This window comes from Streptococcus oralis (assembly GCF_024399415.1).
Classification (GTDB): domain Bacteria; phylum Bacillota; class Bacilli; order Lactobacillales; family Streptococcaceae; genus Streptococcus; species Streptococcus oralis_CS.
The window spans coordinates 1,379,081-1,400,891 of sequence record NZ_CP029257.1; the positions used below are offsets into that span (position 1 = coordinate 1,379,081).

General features: G+C 42.1%; 23 protein-coding genes and 2 riboswitches. Of the genes, 6 read left to right on the forward strand and 17 right to left on the reverse strand.

Annotation, left to right across the window (positions count from 1 at the left end; translation table 11 throughout):
- The first annotated feature begins 17 nt into the window (after positions 1–17).
- The 3 genes from DG474_RS06750 to DG474_RS06760 are packed head-to-tail and all read left to right on the forward strand — an operon-like array spanning position 18 to position 2,572.
- Positions 18–863, forward strand: coding sequence for a DegV family protein (locus tag DG474_RS06750; RefSeq protein WP_255777757.1), 846 nt, complete (start codon positions 18–20; stop codon positions 861–863).
- Positions 864–921: 58 nt separating this feature from the next.
- Complete coding sequence (gene aao / locus DG474_RS06755; protein WP_255777758.1) at positions 922–2,097, forward strand: aminoacetone oxidase; 1,176 nt, start codon at positions 922–924, stop codon at positions 2,095–2,097.
- Positions 2,098–2,116: 19 nt separating this feature from the next.
- Positions 2,117–2,572, forward strand: coding sequence for an 8-oxo-dGTP diphosphatase (locus tag DG474_RS06760; RefSeq protein WP_255777760.1), 456 nt, complete (start codon positions 2,117–2,119; stop codon positions 2,570–2,572).
- Positions 2,573–2,600: 28 nt separating this feature from the next.
- On the opposite strand, the gene DG474_RS06765 is transcribed toward DG474_RS06760, so the two are convergent.
- Positions 2,601–3,341: a MerR family transcriptional regulator gene (locus tag DG474_RS06765; protein WP_255777761.1), complete on the reverse strand. Its 741-nt coding sequence runs from the start codon at positions 3,339–3,341 to the stop codon at positions 2,601–2,603.
- Positions 3,342–3,592: 251 nt separating this feature from the next.
- Between DG474_RS06765 and DG474_RS06770 the strand changes: the two genes are divergently transcribed.
- Positions 3,593–4,933: a sodium-dependent transporter gene (locus tag DG474_RS06770; RefSeq protein WP_255777762.1), complete on the forward strand. Its 1,341-nt coding sequence runs from the start codon at positions 3,593–3,595 to the stop codon at positions 4,931–4,933.
- Between the two features lie 41 nt (positions 4,934–4,974).
- On the opposite strand, the gene manA is transcribed toward DG474_RS06770, so the two are convergent.
- The 3 genes from manA to DG474_RS06785 all read right to left on the reverse strand — a co-directional run bounded on the left by manA (position 4,975) and on the right by DG474_RS06785 (position 7,870).
- Positions 4,975–5,919: a mannose-6-phosphate isomerase, class I gene (gene manA, locus DG474_RS06775; RefSeq protein WP_070656975.1), complete on the reverse strand. Its 945-nt coding sequence runs from the start codon at positions 5,917–5,919 to the stop codon at positions 4,975–4,977.
- Between the two features lie 119 nt (positions 5,920–6,038).
- Positions 6,039–7,478 carry a 6-phospho-beta-glucosidase gene (locus tag DG474_RS06780; protein ID WP_000136073.1) on the reverse strand — a complete coding sequence of 480 codons (1,440 nt, stop codon included), beginning with the start codon at positions 7,476–7,478 and terminating at the stop codon, positions 6,039–6,041.
- A 131-nt stretch (positions 7,479–7,609) separates the two neighbouring features.
- The gene (locus DG474_RS06785) at positions 7,610–7,870 is read right to left on the reverse strand and encodes a SemiSWEET family transporter (protein ID WP_001291473.1); all 261 of its coding nucleotides are present in this window, start codon (positions 7,868–7,870) and stop codon (positions 7,610–7,612) included.
- A 326-nt stretch (positions 7,871–8,196) separates the two neighbouring features.
- Here DG474_RS06785 and DG474_RS06790 point away from each other — a divergent pair, with 326 nt between their 5' ends.
- Positions 8,197–8,541 carry a lipopolysaccharide assembly protein LapA domain-containing protein gene (locus DG474_RS06790; protein WP_000913393.1) on the forward strand — a complete coding sequence of 115 codons (345 nt, stop codon included), beginning with the start codon at positions 8,197–8,199 and terminating at the stop codon, positions 8,539–8,541.
- Between the two features lie 165 nt (positions 8,542–8,706).
- Here the strand turns inward: DG474_RS06790 and DG474_RS06795 are convergent, their stop codons facing one another.
- The 5 genes from DG474_RS06795 to DG474_RS06815 form a co-directional block, all read right to left on the reverse strand.
- Positions 8,707–9,054: a VOC family protein gene (locus DG474_RS06795; RefSeq protein WP_001052641.1), complete on the reverse strand. Its 348-nt coding sequence runs from the start codon at positions 9,052–9,054 to the stop codon at positions 8,707–8,709.
- A 58-nt stretch (positions 9,055–9,112) separates the two neighbouring features.
- Complete coding sequence (spxB, locus tag DG474_RS06800; RefSeq protein ID WP_255777766.1) at positions 9,113–10,888, reverse strand: pyruvate oxidase; 1,776 nt, start codon at positions 10,886–10,888, stop codon at positions 9,113–9,115.
- A gap of 326 nt (positions 10,889–11,214) precedes the next feature.
- A complete protein-coding gene (locus DG474_RS06805; RefSeq protein WP_255777768.1) occupies positions 11,215–13,437 on the reverse strand; it encodes a heavy metal translocating P-type ATPase in 2,223 nt (740 codons plus the stop codon).
- 9 nt (positions 13,438–13,446) lie between these two features.
- The gene (locus DG474_RS06810; protein WP_000935056.1) at positions 13,447–13,818 is read right to left on the reverse strand and encodes a cupredoxin domain-containing protein; all 372 of its coding nucleotides are present in this window, start codon (positions 13,816–13,818) and stop codon (positions 13,447–13,449) included.
- A 10-nt stretch (positions 13,819–13,828) separates the two neighbouring features.
- A complete protein-coding gene (locus DG474_RS06815; protein ID WP_255777769.1) occupies positions 13,829–14,224 on the reverse strand; it encodes a CopY/TcrY family copper transport repressor in 396 nt (131 codons plus the stop codon).
- Positions 14,225–14,407: 183 nt separating this feature from the next.
- Positions 14,408–14,506: riboswitch (TPP riboswitch) on the forward strand.
- 84 nt (positions 14,507–14,590) lie between these two features.
- On the opposite strand from DG474_RS06815, the gene thiD reads away from it, so the two are divergent.
- Complete coding sequence (thiD, locus tag DG474_RS06820; protein WP_255777770.1) at positions 14,591–15,382, forward strand: bifunctional hydroxymethylpyrimidine kinase/phosphomethylpyrimidine kinase; 792 nt, start codon at positions 14,591–14,593, stop codon at positions 15,380–15,382.
- A gap of 46 nt (positions 15,383–15,428) precedes the next feature.
- On the opposite strand, the gene thiE is transcribed toward thiD, so the two are convergent.
- The 8 genes from thiE to DG474_RS06860 all read right to left on the reverse strand — a co-directional run bounded on the left by thiE (position 15,429) and on the right by DG474_RS06860 (position 21,725).
- Positions 15,429–16,061, reverse strand: coding sequence for a thiamine phosphate synthase (gene thiE, locus DG474_RS06825; protein WP_049518954.1), 633 nt, complete (start codon positions 16,059–16,061; stop codon positions 15,429–15,431).
- Positions 16,054–16,857 carry a hydroxyethylthiazole kinase gene (thiM, locus tag DG474_RS06830; protein WP_255777771.1) on the reverse strand — a complete coding sequence of 268 codons (804 nt, stop codon included), beginning with the start codon at positions 16,855–16,857 and terminating at the stop codon, positions 16,054–16,056. Before thiM ends, thiE begins: the two co-directional genes overlap by 8 nt.
- Complete coding sequence (gene thiW, locus DG474_RS06835; RefSeq protein WP_001244058.1) at positions 16,857–17,381, reverse strand: energy coupling factor transporter S component ThiW; 525 nt, start codon at positions 17,379–17,381, stop codon at positions 16,857–16,859. The genes thiM and thiW overlap by 1 nt, the downstream gene beginning before the upstream one ends.
- 3 nt (positions 17,382–17,384) lie before the next feature.
- Positions 17,385–18,077 (reverse strand): thiaminase II, encoded by a 693-nt coding sequence (tenA, locus tag DG474_RS06840; protein ID WP_255777773.1) that lies wholly within the window; start codon positions 18,075–18,077, stop codon positions 17,385–17,387.
- A gap of 10 nt (positions 18,078–18,087) precedes the next feature.
- Entirely contained in the window at positions 18,088–18,738 is a 651-nt protein-coding gene (locus tag DG474_RS06845; RefSeq protein ID WP_255777774.1) for an energy-coupling factor transporter transmembrane component T, read from the reverse strand.
- A gap of 1 nt (position 18,739) precedes the next feature.
- Positions 18,740–20,125 (reverse strand): ATP-binding cassette domain-containing protein, encoded by a 1,386-nt coding sequence (locus DG474_RS06850; RefSeq protein WP_255777775.1) that lies wholly within the window; start codon positions 20,123–20,125, stop codon positions 18,740–18,742.
- On the reverse strand, positions 20,126–20,686 hold the full coding sequence (locus DG474_RS06855) for an ECF transporter S component (RefSeq protein WP_000915264.1): 561 nt from the start codon (positions 20,684–20,686) through the stop codon (positions 20,126–20,128). It abuts the gene before it with no gap.
- A 158-nt stretch (positions 20,687–20,844) separates the two neighbouring features.
- Positions 20,845–20,933, reverse strand: a riboswitch (TPP riboswitch).
- 123 nt (positions 20,934–21,056) lie between these two features.
- Positions 21,057–21,725, reverse strand: a complete 669-nt coding sequence (locus DG474_RS06860; protein WP_255777777.1) for a TenA family protein — start codon at positions 21,723–21,725, stop codon at positions 21,057–21,059.
- Positions 21,726–21,811: the final 86 nt, after the last annotated feature.

The window sequence follows — 21,811 nt, forward strand, 5'->3', positions numbered from 1 at the left end:
AAAGATGGAGAATTTCTATGACTTGGAAGATTGTAGCTGACTCTGGTTGTGATTATCGTCAACTAGCAACTCCTGCTATTGATACGGAATTTGTTAGTGTTCCTTTAACCATTCAAGTAGCTGATCAGGTCTTTATCGATGATGCCAATCTTGACATTGACCACATGATGGAAACCATGTATGCGACTTCTGAGGCTTCAAAATCAGCTTGTCCTAGCCCTGATGATTACTTGCGTGCATTTGAAGGTGCTAAGCATATCTTTGTCGTTACCATCACTGGTGCTCTTTCTGGTAGCCATAACAGTGCACAGCTCGCTAAAAATATCTACCTTGAAGAACATCCTGACACTCAGATTCATGTGATTGATACATTGTCTGCAGGTGGGGAAGTTGACTTGATTGTCGAGAAAATCAATAGTTTGATTGATCAAGGACTTTCTTATGAGGAAATTGTTGAAGCTATCACAGCCTACCAAGAAAAAACGAAGTTGCTCTTTGTCCTTGCTAAAGTCGATAACTTGGTCAAAAATGGTCGTTTGAGTAAGCTTATCGGTACTGTCGTTGGCCTTCTCAACATCCGTATGGTTGGGGAAGCAAGTGAAACTGGAACCCTAGAACTGCTCCAAAAAGCTCGTGGACCCAAAAAATCCCTTCAAGCAGCCTATGAAGAACTCATCAAGGCTGGTTATGCTGGTGGCCGTATCGTCATGGCTCATCGCAGCAATGATAAATTCTGTCAGCAATTGTCAGAACGCTTGCTGGAAACCTTCCCGCAAGCTGAAATTAAGATTCTTCCAACATCTGGTCTCTGCAGTTTCTATGCAGAAGATGGCGGTTTGTTGATGGGATATGAAATTAACTAAGATTATGAGCAACAAGAGATGCCAAGCATCTCTTGTTTTTTTGTGGTACAATAGAGCTATGAAACATTTTGATACTATTGTCATCGGTGGGGGACCTGCTGGTATGATGGCTACCATTTCCAGTAGTTTTTATGGACAGAAAACCCTCCTCATCGAAAAAAATCGGAAACTTGGAAAAAAATTAGCTGGGACTGGTGGGGGACGTTGCAATGTGACTAACAACGGAACTCTAGATGACCTACTAGCTGGAATCCCTGGGAACGGACGCTTTCTTTACAGTGTCTTTTCCCAGTTTGATAACCACGATATCATCAACTTTTTCACGGAAAACGGTGTTAAACTAAAGGTTGAGGACCACGGCCGTGTCTTTCCTTCTAGCGACAAATCTCGGACCATTATCGAAGCCTTGGAGAAGAAAATCATTGAACTTGGCGGGCAAATTGCTACTCAAACAGAGATTGTTTCGGTTAAAAAGATAGACGACCAGTTCGTCCTCAAGTCCGCAGACCAAAGCTTCACTTGTGATAAACTCATTGTCACAACTGGTGGAAAATCCTATCCTTCGACTGGTTCGACTGGTTTTGGACATGAGATCGCCCGTCATTTTAAACACTCCATTACTGAGCTTGAGGCTGCTGAGAGTCCTTTGTTGACTGATTTTCCACACAAAGCGCTTCAAGGGATTTCACTAGACGATGTGACCTTAAGATATGGTAAGCATGTCATCACTCATGATCTACTCTTTACCCACTTTGGTTTGTCCGGCCCTGCTGCCCTACGTATGTCCAGCTTTGTCAAGGGCGGCGAAGTTCTCTCACTGGATGTCTTACCTCAACTTTCTGAGAAGGACTTGGCTGCATTTCTAGAAGAAAATCGGGAAAAATCCTTGAAAAATGCTTTAAAAACTTTACTTCCAGAACGCTTGGCAGAATTTTTGGTGCAAGGCTATCCTGACAAAGTCAAACAACTGACTGAAAAGGAACGCGAACAACTTCTCCAGTCCATCAAAACCCTCAAAATCCCTGTGACTGGCAAAATGTCTCTTGCCAAGTCCTTTGTCACCAAAGGCGGTGTCAGTCTTAAGGAAATCAATCCTAAAACCCTGGAAAGTAAGCTCGTTCCTGGTCTCCACTTTGCTGGCGAAGTCATGGATATAAATGCCCACACGGGTGGCTTTAACATCACTTCTGCCCTCTGCACCGGCTGGGTGGCAGGAAGTCTGCATTATGATTAAATATTAAAGGATGGAAAAAATGAACAGATGGGAGTCAGTCGAATTTGTCAACATGTGTATGATTCAAAACGGAGACAAGGTTCTGGTTCAAGATCGAGTTAATCCTGACTGGCCTGGTATTACTTTTCCTGGCGGTCATGTTGAACGTGGCGAATCCTTTGTCGATGCTGTCATTCGTGAAGTGAAAGAAGAAACTGGTCTGACCATTTCCAAATCCCAACTCTGTGGTATCAAAAACTGGTACGATGACAAGGATTATCGTTATGTAGTCCTCTTTTACAAAACAGAACACTTTACTGGTGAACTCCAGTCTTCAGACGAAGGGAAAGTTTGGTGGGAGAACTTTGAAAATCTTTCTCATCTAAAACTTGCTACTGATGATATGTCTGATATGCTTCGTGTTTTTTTAGAAGAGAATCTCAGTGAATTCTTTTACTATAAAGACGGTGACGACTGGCTTTATGATTTGAAGTAAAAAATAGGCTAGGAAATTCCTAGCCTATTTATTCTGCATTTGTCTGGACGTAAGCCGATATGACATCTGATGTGTATTGAGCTGTACCAGATCCAAACTTGTCAATGTTTTCCTTAAACTCTGGGTTGTAGACGTAGCCTTTGCCGATATGACCGAATACCTCAATAGAGCAGTCAAATCCATAAGTACGAATAGCTTGCAAGAGTTTAGCTGCTTCTTCTTGGTTTTCGACCGCTGTTGCAGCTAGCCCATTTTTAAGATTATGAGCCAAAACTTGAAAAACTTGGTTAAAGGCAGCCGTAGCCTCATCTTCTCTACCACTTTGGCGCTCGAGAGCCTGGCCCATGACTTCTTGACCATATTTCTCTACCGCTTCTTGGTGGTATTTTTGATTGTCTTGATAGCTAAATCCAGTGAATTTTTCCTCAATGGTCATTTTTCTTTCTCCTTTTTGTTCTTGAATGGTTTTTTGCAAGGTGGAAATCAAGGTATCCAGATGTTGCCTTTCTCGAGTTAGATAATCCAACTGCCTAGTCAAATGGGGCAATAAATCTGTTCTTTCTTCCTTTAACAGCTCTGCTATTTTTTCTAAAGAAAAGCCTAGATATTTGTAGTACAGAATGACCTGAAGTCGTTCCAAATCCTCCTGACTATAGGTTCGATAGCCGTTTTCCGACTTTAAGGGAACCAAGAGCCCTATCTTATCGTAGTGATGCAGAGTCTTAACAGAGACACCTGAAAGCTGCGCAGCTTCTTTTATATGGTACATGATTTCCTCCTTACAAGGATAGTATAACCCCTCCCCTTAGGTCAGAGTCAAGCGTTTTTGCGAAAAATTTTTAACTTTTTGAGAAAGGTGTGAAAACTTGAAAATGGTTTTCTTGACAGACCTTTGAAAACATGATAGGATAGTCAAGTCTATCAATCAAACAGAAGGCTCATAGAGAGCCATTGAGAGAGGGCTATTTGACAACTCAAGTAGCCTTTTCTTATTTTAAAAAAGAGATTGGAGTTTCAACTATGTCAGAAAAATCGCAATGGGGCTCGAAACTAGGCTTTATCCTAGCATCTGCTGGTTCAGCTATCGGACTTGGAGCCGTTTGGAAGTTCCCCTACATGACTGCTGCTAATGGCGGTGGGGGCTTTTTACTAGTCTTTCTCATTTCCACTATTTTAATCGGTTTCCCGCTCCTGCTGGCTGAGTTTGCCCTTGGCCGTAGCGCTGGCGTTTCCGCTATCAAAACCTTTGGAAAACTAGGCAAGAATAACAAGTACAACTTTATCGGTTGGATTGGTGCCTTTGCCCTCTTTATCCTCCTCTCCTTTTACAGTGTCATCGGAGGATGGATTCTAGTCTATCTGAGTATTGAGTTTGGGAAATTGTTCCAACTTGGCGGAACGGGTGATTATGCTCAGTTATTTACTTCAATCATTTCAAATCCAGCCATTGCCCTTGGCGCACAAGCTGCCTTTATCTTGTTGAATATCTTTATTGTATCACGTGGAGTTCAAAAAGGGATTGAAAGAGCCTCAAAGGTCATGATGCCCCTGCTCTTTATCATTTTTGTCGTGATCATCGGGCGCTCGCTCAGCTTGCCAAATGCCATGGAAGGGGGTCTCTACTTTCTCAAACCAGACTTTTCAAAACTAACTAGCGCTGGTCTCCTATATGCTCTGGGACAATCTTTCTTTGCCCTCTCACTAGGGGTGACAGCCATGCTGACCTATGCTTCCTACTTGGACAAGAAAACCAATCTGGTCCAGTCAGGTATTTCCATCGTAGCCATGAACATCTCTGTATCCATCATGGCGGGACTAGCCATTTTCCCAGCCATGTCGGCCTTCAATATTCAGTCTGAAGGGGGACCAAGCCTGCTCTTTATCGTCTTACCTCAACTCTTTGACAAGATGCCTTTTGGAACCATTTTCTACATCCTTTTCCTCTTGCTCTTCCTCTTTGCGACGGTCACTTCTTCTGTCGTGATGCTGGAAATCAATGTGGGCAATATCACCAACCAGGACAACAGCAAACGTGCTAAATGGAGCGCTATTTTAGGAATCTTGACCTTTATCTTTGGAATTCCTTCAGCCCTTTCTTACGGTATTATGGCGGATGTTCACATCTTTGGGAAGACCTTCTTTGACGCTATGGACTTCTTGGTTTCCAATCTCCTCATGCCATTTGGAGCCCTCTGCCTTTCTCTCTTTACAGGCTACATCTTTAAGAAGGCTCTTGCTAAGGAGGAACTCCATCTTGATGAAAGAGCATGGAAACAAGGACTTTTCCAAGTCTGGCTCTTCCTTCTTCGTTTCATCATTCCTATTATCATCATTGTGGTTTTTATCGCCCAATTTATGTAATCAAAAAGGACTTGAGTAGTAAACTCAGGCCCTTTCTTTTTTTATGGATGGCTAACAATCAATTCCAAACCTTGCCCTTCCAAGGTCCAAGCTTCAACATCACTTGGTAGGATAAAGTGGCTGCCTTTTTGGATTGGATAGTTTTTCCCATCAACATTCAGTTGACCCTGACCAGCTAAGACGCTCAACAGGCTGTAGTCAGCTGTCTTTTCGAAGTCAACTTTGCCAGTGATTTCCCACTTGTAAACTGCGAAGAAATCATTGGATACAAGGAGAGTGGAACGTAGATCATCTGCTTTGATAGTTACAGGACGGCTATTGGCAGGCTCTCCAATGTTTAAAACATCGATGGATTTTTCAAGGTGAAGTTCACGCAAGTTGCCCTTGTCGTCCTTGCGGTCAAAGTCATAAACACGGTAGGTGGTATCGCTAGACTGCTGGGTTTCAAGAATCAAGATACCCGCCCCGATAGCGTGCATGGTTCCGCTTGGTACATAGAAGAAATCTCCAGCTTTAACTGGAACTTTTGTCAGCAAGGTATCCCAGTTCTTGTCCTCGATTTGCTGGCGGAGTTCTTCTTTTGATTTGGCATTGTGGCCATAGATAATCTCTGAACCTTCGTCTGCTGCGATGATGTACCAACACTCTGTTTTCCCTAACTCGCCTTCGTGCTCTAGTCCATAGGTATCGTCTGGGTGAACTTGGACACTGAGCCAGTCGTTGGCATCGAGAATCTTGGTCAACAGTGGAAACACAGGTTCTGGACGGTTACCAAACAATTCACGGTGTTCCGCATACAAAGTAGCTAGGTCTGTTCCCTCAAAACGCCCATTAGCGACCTTTGAAACTCCATTTGGGTGGGCTGAAATAGCCCAGTATTCTCCGATTTTTTCACTTGGAATGTCGTAGCCAAACTCATCACGTAGCTTGGTTCCACCCCAGATTTTTTCTTGCATAACTGATTGTAAAAATAATGGTTCTGACATCTTGATCTCCTGTCTATTTTTCTCACTTCATTATAGCAAAAAGCCAGGTCTAATTGAACTCTTTTTCACATCTTATAAAGTAGGGAGAAGATTTTATAAAAATAGTGAACAAATGTGCTCTACTTAATACTTGCACCATTGCTGGCAATGACATCCTTGTACCAGTAGAAGGATTTCTTCTTGCTCCGTTTGAGACTTCCTTGACCTGCATTATCACGATCCACATAGATAAAACCATAACGCTTGTTCATTTCGCCTGTTCCAGCAGAAACCAGATCTATACAACCCCAAGTCGTATAACCAAGCAATTCAACGCCATCTTGGTAAATAGCATCTCGCATAGCCTTGATGTGGGCTTCTAGATAAGCAATCCGATAGTCATCTGCTACGTATCCATTTTCATCTGGCGTGTCCATAGCACCGAGGCCATTTTCTACGATGAACATAGGCTTTTGATAACGATCCCAGATAGCATTGAGGGTGATACGAAGCCCCAGTGGGTCAATCTGCCAACCCCATTCAGAGGATTCTAGATAAGGATTTTTGATAGAGGCAAAGACATTTCCAGCGGTCAGATTCGTCACTTCTGGATCGCCTGAGGCCACTCGACTCGCATAGTAAGAGAAGGAAACAAAATCAACAGTGTGATTCTTCAACAAATCCAAATCCTCTGCCGTCATTTCAATTTCTATCCCCTCACGCTCCCACTGTTTCTTGGCATAGTTTGGGTATTCCCCACGCGCTTGGACGTCAATGAAGAAGTAACTCTTACGGTCTTCCTCCATAGCTGCCCAGTAGTCTCTCGGATGGGCAGTGTTGGGATAGTATTGTCCTGCTGCCAACATACATCCCACCTTGTTTTCTGGATCAATTTCGTGAGCAATTTTAGTCGCCATAGCCGAGGCTACCAGCTCATGGTGGGCTGCTTGGTATTTGATCTGTTCTTGATTTTCTCCTTCTTCAAAACAAATCCCAGCTCCTAAAAAGGGGGCATGCAGAATCATATTGATTTCGTTGAAGGTGAGCCAGTACTTGACCAAGCCCTTGTAACGGGTAAAGAGGGTGTGACAGAGATTTGCGTAAAAGTCCAACATACGACGATTGCGCCAACCACCGTACTCCCTAATTAAGTGCATGGGGCAATCGAAATGCGTGATGGTCACCAGTGGTTCAATTCCATACTTGTGGCATTCCTTAAATAAATCCTCATAAAAAGCTAGACCAACTTCATTTGGCTCTGCTTCGTCACCTTGAGGAAAAATCCGAGTCCAAGCAATGGAAAGTCGATAGGTTTTAAATCCCATTTCTGCAAAAAGCGCAATATCTTCCTTGTAATGATGGTACATATCAATGGCTTCCTTTGCTGGGTAAAAATAGCCCTCCTCAAACGAAAACATCTTTTTCTGACCTGTAATAATAGCCTCACGGTCTGGACCAATCGGTACCACATCCACATTAGCAAGACCACGGCCATCTTGATTATAAGCACCCTCACATTGATTAGCTGCCGTAGCACCACCCCAGAGGAATCCTTCTGGAAATTGTAGTATTTCTGTCATCACTTTACCTCGATTGATTTATTACTTCTATTATACTAAAAAGGAGGCAAAAAGTTTGGAACCCTCTGGATAATAATAGCACTAAACTTACTTTTATATATACGAAAAAAAGACTGAAACCAGTCTTCTTTTTAAATCAAAGCTGTGATAGCCGTTACTAGGCCAAAAACGATACCTGGTGCATTAGCAGCCGCAAGTGGAATATCTCTTTCTTTCTTGAAAAGACCGTAGTAAACCCAGAGACTACAGTTGATGGCTGCAACCAAGGGCTGGATAAAGTTCCCTTTTTGACCAGCCAGGTTGTTCATAATTTGTGGGAAGTAAGACACATACATCATAACAGACATAAAGGTCGCTACCCAACCTAAAATTTTCATTTGTTTTTCAGACATTTTCAAAACCTCTTTCATTTTTACTGAATCTTATTTTAAAATATTCTTTCAAAACAATCAAGTCTTTAAAACTTTTGTTATAAAGATATAAACTATCACAATCTTGTTATAAGAAAGAGGGAACAGAAAAAAGACCGAATTGCTCCGTTCTGTTTACTCAATCAAATATTAGAAAATGAATACTCCTTTTCAATGAATCGATTGATTGATGGTAAATAAGCCGTTAGAAATTATTGACAGTATCGAAATTTTCTAGTAAAATGAATTTTGTTAATACCTAAATGGTGTGTAGTTTTCTATCAACATAGTCAGGAGAAAAGGAACTTATGCTAAAAAAATTTAATGAATTGTCACTGAAAGATAAGGCTTATCTAATTGGCGGTTTGAGCTTATTAGTCATTGTGATCTCATTTGGTCTACTCAATCGTCAAACAGTAACTGTCAGTCTTGTCTTTACACAACTATCTGCTCCCTTGATTTTGGTGATTTTTACTTGTCTAGTAATCGGGATCATTGCTGGTAGTGCTATTGGTATTAGCTATCACCATAACAAGACTCAAGATCTGAGAAGCCGCATTGCTGAAGCAGAAGCGACTATCAATATAAAAGACAGGGAGCTTGTCCAGTACGAGGAACAGGTGCAACAATTAAAACAGGAAGCCAAACAATAAGTGTAGAAATCATAACCACCCGTGAAAACGGGTGGTTTTTTGTCTCGCACCTAACGGAGCGAGACGGACTGAAAGTCGCATAAATACAAAAAAGATCGAATTGCTCCGATCTTTTTAAGTTTCACTCCAAGAATGTTTAGATAAAAAATTTGATAATAGAATTACCTACTTCATACGATAAAAATCAATCACTAGACCAGCAGGCCCTTTAACTAATAAGGACTCTGTTCCCCAATCCGTTTCACAAAGACCGTGTAAAATCTCGACACCGATCTCTTTTAACCGTTGGTAATTCTGATTTAGATCCTCAATCTCAATATGAAGAATGATTCCTGACTGAAAATCTTCCAAAGGAATCAAATGATTTTGGGACAACATCAGACAGTGACTGCCAATCGTAAACTGAGCAAAACTGTCATCAACATAATCGGACTTTTTATCCAAAATACGCTCCAAGTCAGCACAGACTTGTGGAACATCTGAAACGATAATATCTAATTGATTTAAATTCATTTACTATACTCCATAAAAAGACCGGATTGCTCCGATCTTTTTAAGTTCCACGAAGGAATTATTTAATTGCGCGTGATTGCAAACCTTCTTCTTCCAAGAAGAGACGGAATGGTACGAGTTCTTCTGCTTCGTATTTTTCCTTGAAGGCTTTGATTGCTTCTTCTGAGTGAAGTTTTGGATCCAATTCAAGTACTTCTACTGGAAGTGGACGGTGTTGAGAGATGCGAGCATCGATAACAACAGTTTTACCTTCTTTGCTCAATTTAACAGCTTCTGCAACAACTGCATCGATGTCTTCGATACGGTCAACTGTAAATCCAACAGCTCCTTGAGCTTCAGCGATTTTCGCATAGTCAGCATTAGGGAAGTCACAACCAAACAAGTGTTTGTTTGTGTCTTCGTATTTGTCCTTGATGAAGGCATATTTACCATTTGAGAAGACAACGTTGATAACTGGAAGGTCGTATTGAACGTTTGTGATAACGTCTGGGTAGCACATGTTGAATGCACCGTCACCCATGATGTTCCATACTTGGCGATCAGGATTGTCTTTCTTAGCAGCGATACCACCAGGAAGGGCAATACCCATTGTCGCAAAGAGTGGAGATGTACGCCACATGTTCTTAGGTGTCATGTGAAGGTGACGAGTAGATGTTTGAGTAGTGTCACCTACGTCGATTGAGTAGATAGCGTCTTGGTCAGCATGTTTGTTGATTGCATTGTAAACTTGATACAATTGCAATTCACCCTCGGTTTTACCTTCGAGTTTGTTCATGTAATCACGCCAGTTTTGGTTGTTCTTCACGTTTGCACGCCACCATGGAGTAGACTCAACTGGGTTTACTTTATCAAGGATAGCTTTCGCTGCTTGACCTGCGTCACCAAGGATAGAAGCGTCAAGGGCATGACGTTTACCAAGTTTGTAAGGGTCGATATCGACTTGGATGAATTTTTCAGTGTTCTTGAAGGCTTCGTAAACTTCAGCAAATGGGAAGTTTGAACCAAGGAAAAGAACTGTGTCTGCTTCAAAGACTACTTCGTTGGCTGGTTTCCAACCAACACGGTAAGCAGAACCTGTCAAACCTTCGTAGTTCCATTCAAAGGCTTCAAAGTTTTTACCAGTTGTGATGATTGGTGCTTTGATTTTACGTGACAATTCAGTAATGACTTCACCAGCTTTAACACCACCGTAACCAGCGTAGATAACTGGGCGTTCAGCATTGTTCAAGATTTCAACTGCTTTGTCAATTTCAACTTCGTTCAAAGCAGGAGCGATGAATGAACGTTCGTATGAACCTGAACCATAGTATGAGTTTTCGTCGATTTCTTGGAAACCGAAGTTTACTGGAATTTCAACAACAGCTGGACCTTTTTTAGAAACTGCAGCACGGCAAGCTTCGTCAATTACTTTTGGTAATTGCTCAGCGTAAGCGACACGTTTGTTGTAGACAGCGATACCGTTGTACATTGGGTTTTGGTTCAATTCTTGGAAGGCATCCATGTTGAGTTCGTTAACAGGACGTGATCCAAGGATAGCAAGGAATGGAGTGTTATCCATAGCTGCATCGTAAACACCGTTAATCAAGTGAGTCGCACCTGGACCACCTGAACCTACTGCAACCCCGATTGAGCCGCCGAATTTAGCTTGCATGACCGCAGCAAGAGCACCTGTTTCTTCGTGGCGAACTTGCAAGAAGCGGATATCTTTGTCTTCAGCCAAAGCGTCCATCAATGAGCTGAGTGTTCCTGATGGGATACCGTAGATTGTGTCTACGCCCCATGTTTTCAATACGTTGAGCATTGCTGCAGATGCAGTAATTTTCCCTTGAGTCATAATGATAACTCTCCTTCAAATATTTTTAAAACTTGATAAATCCGTTTTCATATACTAATTGGAAACGTTTCAGCAAATTTTTACTCTACTACTTTACCACATTTGTTTTGGGTCTCCTAAGAATGTGCTCAGAAGTTTTTATTCTCTATTACAGTACAGTTTGAAAACGTTTTATGTAACTGTTTTATAATAATATTCAATAAAAATCAAAGAGCGAACTAGGAAGCTAGCCGCAGGGTACTCAATACACTGTTTTGAGGTTGCAGATAGAGCTGACGTGGTTTGAAGAGATTTTCGAAGAGTATAAAAAGCGAGCAAGCTCGCTTTTAGTCTATTTTACTAAAGTTTAGCATGAGTGAACTGGTTAAAACAGATACAGAACTAAAGGCCATAGCTAGACCTGCCAGTTCTGGATTGAGAACGAGACCAATTCCTGAAAAGACTCCTGCTGCAATCGGAATTCCGGCGACATTGTAGATAAAGGCCCAGAAAAGATTGAGCAGAATTCGATTAAAGGTTTTCTTACTCATATCAAGGGCACGAACAACTCCTAAGAGGTTATTAGTTGTCAACACCAAATCTGCTGACTCGATGGCAATATCTGTTCCAGCTCCCATAGCAATTCCCACATCCGCTACACTGAGGGCAGGAGCGTCATTGATACCATCCCCAACAAAGGCTACTTTTCCAGCTGATTGTAGTTTATGGATTTCATGGGCTTTTTCTTCTGGCAATACACCTGAAATGACCTCTTCAATGCCAATCTGATCTGCAATGGCACGCGCCACACCAGCATTATCCCCTGTCAGCATGACTGTTTTAAGACCTCGTTTTTTCAACTGACTGATGGCAAGTTTAGCATTTTCCTTAGGAATATCTTGTAGTGCAAGCAAGCCTTTGATTTCATTGTCAACAGCCAAGAACACAACTGTCTTAGCTTCTTTTTCCAGTTCTTCAAGTTTTTCCTGATAAGCATTAGAAATATCCATGCCATCTAGCATTTTAGCATTTCCAAGTAAGACTTGTTTCCCATTGATTTGCCCTGAGACACCTTTTCCGTGCAAGGCTTGGAAATTTTCAACAGTTTGAATCTCAAGTCCAGCTTCACTCGCTCGCTTGACAATGGCCTCAGCCAGTGGGTGTTGGGAAGCTTCTTCCAAGGAGGCTGCCAATCCAAGCACTTCTACTTCGTCGCCGATAATATCTGTTACCACAGGTTTCCCTTCTGTCAAAGTCCCTGTTTTATCAAAGACGAGAGTTTGGACTTTCTGGATTTCCTGTAAGACTGTTCCATTTTTTAGGAGAACCCCCATCTTGGCACTGCGACCTGTCCCCACCATAAGGGCCGTTGGTGTTGCAAGTCCCAAGGCACAAGGGCAGGCGATAATCAACACTGCCACCCCATAAAGGAGAGAGGTCACAAAGCTAGCCTCAAGCAAGACAAACCAAACCCAAAAAGTCAGAATCGCTAAAATGACAACTGCAGGAACAAAAATCCCTGAAATTTTATCCGTCAAATCCTGAATCGGTGCACGGCTGGTTTGAGCTTTCTTCACAAAGTCCACAATCTGTGCCAAGACAGTCTCTGAACCAACTTTTTCTGCTTTAAAAATAAGAGTGCCACTATTATTGATGGTAGAGCCAATCACAGTATCTCCAACTGTTTTGTCTACTGGCAGACTCTCACCTGTCACCATGGATTCGTCAATACTGGAGACGCCTTCGACTACAACACCATCAACCGCAATCTTTTCACCGGGACGCACTCGAATCAGGTCACCTACCTTGACTTGTTCCAAAGGAACTTGAACATAGCGATCATCACGCAAGACTTCTGCTGTTTTAGCTTGCAAATCAAGTAATTTCTCCACAGCTTGGGAAGTGTTTTTTCGCATTTTCTCCTCAAAAACTGCCCCTAAAAGAACGAAGAAGAGGATAAATCCAGCACTTTCAAAGTAAACAGGGAGCCCAGCAAAGAGAGCAACCAGACTATAAAGATAGGCTACCAGAGTTCCCAGTGCCACTAAGGTATCCATGTTGGCATTATGTTTTTTAAAGCTGGCCCAAGCACTCTGAATATAAGGACCACCTGCTACCAGCATAATAGGCGTTGTGGCTAAAAAGGTGCCCCAATGCATGACTGGATGACTAATAGTCCCTGTCAACATCCCGATCATGAGGAAAACAAGAGGCAGGGTAAAGATACTAGTAATCCAAAAACGCTGTAAAAGGGATAGAGATTTTCGCGTCTTCTCAACTACGGTATAGCTCCCCTTTTGCATCTTCATGCCACATGAAAATTCATGTTGACCTAATTCTTGAGGTGTAAAACGAATTGTCTTCTCCTCGTCTACACCGATTGGTTCTAGAATCCCTTCTTCTTCAAAAAGAATTTCCTTATAACAGTTTGAAGGGGTGGCACGATGAAAGGTAATCTCAGCGGGAATCCCTTTTTGAAGCTGAATGTGGGCTGGATGATAGCCTTTTTCAGCTCGGATACGGATTTTTTGAATGCCATTTTCTAGGCTTGCTTTCACAATTTCTGTCATAGTCTCCTCCTACTCTACAATCATCTTGCCGTGCATCATGTTCATACCACATGCAAAGCCAAACTCTCCAGTCTGCTCAGGTGTGATTTCCACTACATACTCTTCACCCATAGGAAGATCCGCATGCACACCAAAATCTGGAAAGACGATCTGATCTAGACAGGGTGAAGGGTCCTTGCGGTCAAAGACAATGCGGGCTGGCACTGATTTTTTAAGAATAATCAACTCAGGCGTATAGCCCCCCATGACTTCCACTCGGATCTCTTGGTAACCCTTTTTTTGCTGGGCCTTTTGTCCAGATTTTTCAGGCTTTTTGAAAAACCAAAACAAGATAAACGCGATAAGGGCAATACAAATAATGGTTACAATACTATTTAACATGACGTCTCCTTTACATACAATTACATCTTACTTCTGTTACAGCGCTTGATTTCTTCTTAGAAATCACAGCTTCTAAGTCTTCCAAGTCAGCCAAAGTGAAATCACATTCCACAATCAAATCAGCCAACAAGTTCTTAATCCTACGAGAACAAACCTTGTCTTTGATATCTTGGACAAGCAAGTCTCGACTCTGGTCCAGAGTTAAAAGGGCTGAATAGACAAAGAACTTGCCTTCTTTTTTCCTTGACAGACACTCTTTCTCAACCAAACGAGCCAAAAGAGTTTGAATGGTCGACTTGGACCAGTCGAACCGCTCCGCCAGAACCCTGATCAAATCCGTACTGGTCTGCTCTCCTTGCATCCAAATAATCTTCATGACCTGCCATTCTGCATCTGAAATCTGCATAATCACACCTCCTAAATCTACATTTGTCGATTACAGTTATTAGTATACTCTCAAAATCTACATTTGTCAACTATAATTTTTATTATTTTTTCGAAAAATAAAATTCTAATCCTGTAACGAGAGATTTGCAGTCAAATTTCACTATATAAACTATAAAAATATGCTATACTGTAGAAAAAAGAAAACAACCACTAGGGGTGCGTAAAGCTGAGATTAACGACTGTTATATCCCTTTGACTCAATCTAGGTAATGCTAGCTGATGGAAGTGGAAATGATAATGAGGACTAGCTAGTCTTCTATTGCTTTCCTCAAACAGACTAGCTTGTTCTTGAGAATACAAACTTCAGTTGGTTGGGAGGTTTTAGATGACTTATTTACCCGTTGCTCTAACCATTGCAGGAACTGACCCTAGTGGCGGTGCTGGCATTATGGCTGATTTGAAGTCATTCCAAGCGAGAGATGTCTATGGAATGGCCGTTGTCACCAGCCTTGTCGCTCAAAATACCAGAGGTGTTCAATTAATCGAGCACGTCTCCAACCAAATGCTGGAAGCTCAATTGGAGAGTGTCTTTTCGGATATCAAACCTCAGGCTGTGAAAACTGGTATGTTGGCAACTACTGAGATCATGGAGATCATCCAACCCTACCTTAAAAAGCTGGACTGTCCCTATGTGCTGGACCCTGTTATGGTCGCTACGAGTGGGGACACCCTGATTGATACCAGTGCGAGAAGCTTCCTAAAAACAAACCTACTTCCCCTTGCAACCATTATCACTCCCAATCTTCCTGAAGCAGAAGAGATTGTTGGTTTTTTAATCCATGATCCAGAAGACATGCAGCGTGCTGGTCGCCTGATTTTAAAAGAATTTGGTCCTCAGTCTGTAGTTATCAAAGGTGGTCATCTTGAAGGTGGTGCCAAGGATTTCCTCTTTACCAAGGAGGAACAATTTGTCTGGGAAAGTCCACGAATTCAAACCTGTCACACCCATGGTACTGGATGTACTTTTGCTGCAGTGATTACGGCTGAACTAGCCAAGGGGAAGACCCTTTATCAGGCAGTCGATAAGGCCAAGGCCTTTATCACAAAAGCCATCCAAGACGCCCCTCAACTCGGTCATGGTTCTGGCCCAGTCAACCATACAAGTTTTAAAGATTAAGAAAAACTCTCTAGTTCCCACTTTAAGGGAATTAGAGAGTTTTTGATTAGGAAATCATGTCATCCAGCTTTGTTAAAAATGCTTGCGTTTTTGCCTCTATATCTTCTGCCTGCATCAAATCACGAACAACGGCTACTCCAGCTATACCTGTTTCAGCAAGTTGGTCAATATTCTCTGACGTCAAGCCTCCAATAGCAACTACTGGAATGGCGACCATTTGGCAAATGGTTTTCAAGGTTGAAATCAAGGTGATAGGTGCATTTTCTTTGGTAGTTGTCGGGAAAATAGCTCCTGTCCCCAAGTAATCTGCACCCGATGTTTCTGCTTCAAGAGCTCTTTTTACTGTTTTAGCAGTGACACCGAGGATTTTTTCAGGACCCAATACTTGGCGGGCAACCGAAACTGGTAGTTCATCGTCGCCAATATGCAAACCTGCAGCATCGACTGCAAGACAGATATCCAACCGATCATCGATAATCAAGGGCACCTGATAGGCGTCTGTTATTTCCTTGACTTGTTTTGCCAGCTGATAGTATTGGTTGGTGGTGAGATTTTTTTCTCGTAATTGAATGATGGTAACACCTGAACGGCAGGCCGTCTCAACTTTTTCAAGAAAGCTTTCCAAGGAATCTTGGTAGCGATTGGTTACTAGATACAGTCTAAATGCTTCTCTATTCATAAAAGTCTCCTTTGATGGCTTTTAGCCAGTTTTCATCTCTTTTTAGGAGAGAGAGTTGATTGAGAACTTGGTAACGAAAACCTTCCAATCCCATTCCTTGAACAAGAATTCTCTCAGCAGCGATATTGAGATAAGAAACTGCTAGGCAGGAAGCTTCAAAGGCAGTCTTTCCTTGGCTGAGAAAAACGGTTGTCAAGGCTCCAATCAGGTCTCCTGTCCCTGTTATCCAGTCCAATTCTGCACAGCCATTCCTCAATACAGCAACTTGATTTTCTGAAACGATGAGGTCCTTGGGGCCAGTGACTAAAAATGACATACCAGGATAAAGCTGACACCAGTCTTTCAAGACTTGGAGCAAATCCTCAGTTTCTTGATCTTTAGCACTCGCATCGACCCCAACTCCGTGGTGTTTTAAACCAACAAGACTTCGGATTTCCGACATATTTCCTTTAAGGACCGTGGGATTGTATTCTAAAAGATCTGTGACTAGGTCCTTACGAATGGATGAAGCTGCTACGCCAACCGCATCTACTACCATTGGGAGGCCAGCTTGAGCTGCATAAGTAGCTGCCATGCGGATTGCTTTCTCCTTCTCAGCTGACAAATGCCCCAGATTGATAAAGAGAGCTTGGCTTTGTTTGGTAAAATCAAGAACCTCACGGGGATCATCTGCCATGACAGGTTTAGATCCCAGAGCCAAAATTCCATTGGCCAGCATCTCACAGGAAATCTCATTGGTGATGCAGTGAATTAAGGAGCTGGAGGTTAGAGGAAAGGGATTTGTAAATTCCTGCATCAGTCTATCCTTTCTCCAAAGAAATATCCCTGCACTTTTTTAAAGAATTCCTGCTTGATTAAAAATCGAAAGGCAAGAAAAGCTATGGCTGTACCAATCAAGGTTGCTCCAAAAAATCTAGGAGTGTAGATAAACCAGCTAAGCTTGGCCGCAGATCCTGTAAAGAGAACCATGACAGGATAGGAAACAATGGAACCGATAATCCCTGTTCCCAAGATTTCTCCTAGAGCAGAATAGCGAAATTTCCGACCATACTTATAAAAGAGACCTGCAAGGAGGGCTCCAAAAGTAGCTCCTGTTAGGGCCAAAGGGGGAATACCTTGAGTCGTCATACGGATAAAGGCTGTGACTGTAGCCATGACCAAGGCATAAACAGGTCCCATCAAAATCCCTGCAAGAATGTTGACTACACTGGACATTGGTGCCATTCCTTCAATTCGAAAGATGGGTGTAAGTACTACGTCAAGAGCAATCATCATGGATAAAATGGTTAATTTGTGAACTTGTAGTTGGTGGTTTCTCATTTTCTATTTCTTCTCTTTTTCTAAGGATTGCAAATCACTCGTCCAGGTTTGATGTTGGTAAGCCATCTCCCAAAACTTAGCTTCCATGTGGACACTTCGGTGGAAGGCCTCTAGCATTTTTTGTTTGTCTGTCTCGTCACTTTCGCGATAGAGCTGATTGACCAGGGCTTCTTCCTCTTTAATCTGCTGTTCTAACTCATCGGTGATATAGGTTTCAATCCACTGTTGATAAAGAGGATTCGGGGATGGTTTGCGATTAAGTGCCTTGCCCAAATCATGGTATAACCAAGGACATGGAAGCAAACTAGCAAAAGCAATGCCCAAGTTTGGCTCTGCAAACTGGCGATAAATATGAGAAATGTAATGATAACAGGTTGGAGCGATTGGATGTTGCTCCATTTCCTGGTCGCTGATTCCTAATTCCATGAAAAATTGTTGGCGGATAAACAACTCACCCTCCACTAGACTCTGGGCATTTTGTTTCAAGAGTCTTTTCATCTCTTGGTTTGAAGTCTTATCAGCCAAGAGGTGATAGGCTTCTGAAAAAGACTTCAGGTAGTAGGCATCCTGAATCAGGTAATAGCGGAAAATAGAAGGTTCTAAATTCCCCTCTTGTAACTGTAAAACAAAGGGGTGATGAAAGGAAGCCTGCCAAGCTTCCTTGGATAATTCCATCGCAATATCTGTAAATTCCATAATAACTCCTTTATAGAAATAGGCTGGTTTGAAGCAATAAAAAGAAAAGTAGGTAGATCAATTTTGTCCTCTGAGAAATATAAAAAGTCCGATAACTATTCTCCACCTGTGCATGCTCGTCATATCCATGCGCAGATAGAGCTCTCAGGTAAAGATGGCGCCACCTAAAGACTGTCATCAGAACCTTACTGTAAATCAGGGGAGACCAAACATGCAATTTTTGACCACGCAATAAGCAAGCTTCCTTGAGGGACTTGATTTCTTGTTGAATGAGGGGAAAGGCATTGAATACCACAATTAAGGCATAGGCCCAAGACCGTGATAACCCCTTTTGAGCCAAGTACAAGAGAAGCTCTTTTAAGGAAATACTGGAAACAAAGACAAGACCGATACAAACCGTCACAAAGGCCCTCGTTCCAAGTATCACTGCCTGCGAAGCATCCCCATGTAACTGTACTGCCCAGTAATTGGCAAAAGATGGTAAAATGGCGAGCACAAGCATCCAAGCCAACAATTTAAATCGACGGTAGTAGAGCATGAAGAGAATGCAAAATGCGACTACTGAAAGATTAAGAGCAATCGAAGGAATGAAAGATGTTTCCAAGGATAAAATTAGAAAGAAGAGACCGATTATCGGTGTCTGGGTTGCTACTTTGACCATACTACTTCACCTCCCCTTGAGTATTGATACTCCGAGATGTGAGAGGTTTGCTGATGGTCACGTCTTTAATATGACGGAGACCCTCACTAGTCATCTCAATCCAATAATCGACCACAGAAATCAAGGGATCTAAACGATGGCTAATGATCAAAAAACTTCTCCCTTGATTTCTGTCCTCCAGAATCCACTGACAAAAATAGGCGCAGGCTCTATTATCTAAACCAGCAAAAGGTTCATCTAGTAAAATCACAGAAGCCTTGCTGGTCAAGATGGTCAAGAGCTGAAGAATCTTTTGTTGGCCACCACTTAATTGATAGGGACTCTTATCAAGCGCCTGCTCCAGATCAAAATATCGTAAAGCTTGTAGAATCCGCTGATTTCTTTCCGAGTCTGAGCTATCTAATTGAAGTTCCTCTCTCAGACTGACTCGGATAAATTGCTTCTCAGATTCCTGAACGACACCCGTCAGGTCACGATACAGACTCTTTTTCTTTTTTAGGACCGAACCCTTCCAAGTAATGCGCCCTCTATACTTTTGAAATTGAAGAATGGAACGAAAGAGGGTTGATTTCCCAACACCATTATCACCTAGGATACAGGAAATTCCTTGGTAAAACGTGAAATCAGCAATCGAAAAGAGGGGACGATTACCCAGCTCACAAGTCACACGATCCATATGGAATAGTTCTAGGCTAGAAGCAACTTCCTTTGAAGCAACCTGTGTCATCTCAGAGGTAGGGATTTGAAACACTTCCCTCAGTTGCCCGTCTCTTAGCTCCACCATATGGTCAATGTAGGCTCCATAGTCTGATAAATCATGGTCACACAGGATGACTGTCTTCCCATTAGAGGCCAATTCCTTTAGAATCTCTAGGATCTCTATCCTACTTTTGCGGTCAATAGAAGCAAAGGGCTCATCCAAGAGATAGACCCTAGGATTCATGGCAAATAGAACAGCCAGCGCAGCCTTTTGCTTTTCCCCACCTGATAAGTGATGGATGGGACGGTGCAAGATTGCCTCGCAGCGACATTGCTGGACCACCTCGGCTATTTTAGAATCAATCTCCTGAACGGGATGGCCGATATTCTCCAAAGTAAAAATCAGCTCCTCAAACAAGTTCTCCATGGTAAATTGATGATTGGGATTTTGAAAGAGAATGCCAACCGTCTGGACACGTTCGACGATAGAAAGCTGACTGACCTGGTTTCCATCTATCAGGACTTGACCACTATAGGGCAAGGAAGTGACCTGGGCAATGATTTGAAAGAGACTGGATTTTCCTGAACCACTGCTCCCAACTAACAAGGTAAAAGCTTGCGCGTGAAAAGTAAAATCAATCGGCTCCGAAAAGATTGGGGACTGAATCTCCCGTAGTTCCAGCCCCATCTACGCCTTGCCTCCAGCCGCAAACTGATGATAGAGTTTGACAATGGCACGAACCAAGATGGCACAGAAGAAAAAGACGGAAATAAAACGCACCACAAGCAAGGAAAGGACAAAAGGAAGGGAAAAGGCGTAGTAACCTAACTTAATGTATTCATAGACAAAGCTAAAAAGCGTAATCCCAATACTATTAGCAGTTAGAGAGAGCCAACTTTCATAGCGATTCTTGGTTACGAGAAAACCAAATTCACTTCCCAAGCCTTGAACCAAGCCAGACAAAAGAGCGCCTAGGCCGAATTGGCTACCATAAAGGACTTCAGCAAGCGCAGCGAGCACTTCTCCAATCGTTGCACTTCCGATTCTTGGAACAAAGATAGCCGCAATGGGCGCAGCCATACACCAGAGACCAAAGAGGATTTCATTGGCAAAGGCCTGCAAACCAAGAGGGGCCAAGATTAGGGTGAGGATATCAAATAGATAACCCGAACCCACAAAAACGCCACCAAAAAAGATAGACAAGAAAGCAAGCAAGATAACATCTTTTAACTGCCATTTTTTCAACATAAAAAACTCCTTTTTTAAAGAAAAGTGGGGCATTCAAGGAGAGCTACCGAAAGGCTCGTCGTCAGGCCTATCCTCTTTTGATAAACAAAAAAACTCCAATTACAAACGAGAATTAGAGTTTAGCTTACAAGATTAGACAGTTCTTTTCGACATACGAAAAAAACCTTTTCACATTTCCCTTCGCCAGTATTAACTGTATCAGGTTCAATGGGTATCATCTCAGCCTAAAGCACCCCAAATGTCTTTATTATTTAATTACTGGACCAGTATAGCAAAAAATGAAAGCCCTAGCAAGATATTTGACTGGAAAATATATTTATATAGTTTGTTTGTTCATTCTTTTAATTTACATAAAAGTATTGAATCTGTCCTATAATTCATAACCGATATCAAAAAAGGCTAATTCCAAAGCAACTGCTTGATTCCAGCGTTGCTGAAGTTCTGTCAAATCTTCTCGATTTTTCCCGACACGATTAAGTTCATCAACTAGAAATTGAACCCACTCTGCAAAGAAAGGACCTCTATGTAGATTAATCCATTCCGAATGAATATAGGCTTCAGGTAGTGCCAAATCTTTAGAACCCCAGTCTAAATAGAGACCTTCTGCAATGACCAGCATGACCAAAAGATGAGCATAGTCTGATGAAGCCACAGCAGAATACATTAGCTCCTGAAACGCTTTTGTTACAGGGTGCAAGTTCACTTCTAGATAGTCATTCTCTGCTACCTTTAACTCTTTGAAAGCCTTTTGGAAATAACCATCTTCATCTGCTTCAAGAAAGCCTAGTTGCTTGGCAAAACGAAGTTTGGATTCAAGCTGGTCTGCGTGAGCTACACAGGCACCCAGCATGGATAAGAAGGCATCAAAGAAATGATAATCTTGAATCAGGTAGTCTTTTAAGACCTTATTCTCAATTGTCCCCGCAAAAAGTTCCTTAACAAAACGATGATTGATTGCAGCCTGCCAATCCTTCTGACTGCTTTTTAATAATTCTCCAACGGTCAAACCCGGCTGAAATGCATAGTCTTGTGTTTCCATATTTATTTTTCCTCTCTTTACTCGTTCGTAATCAATAAAATATCAAGAGATACCAAGCAAAATCGTAATTCCACTTGATACTTTTA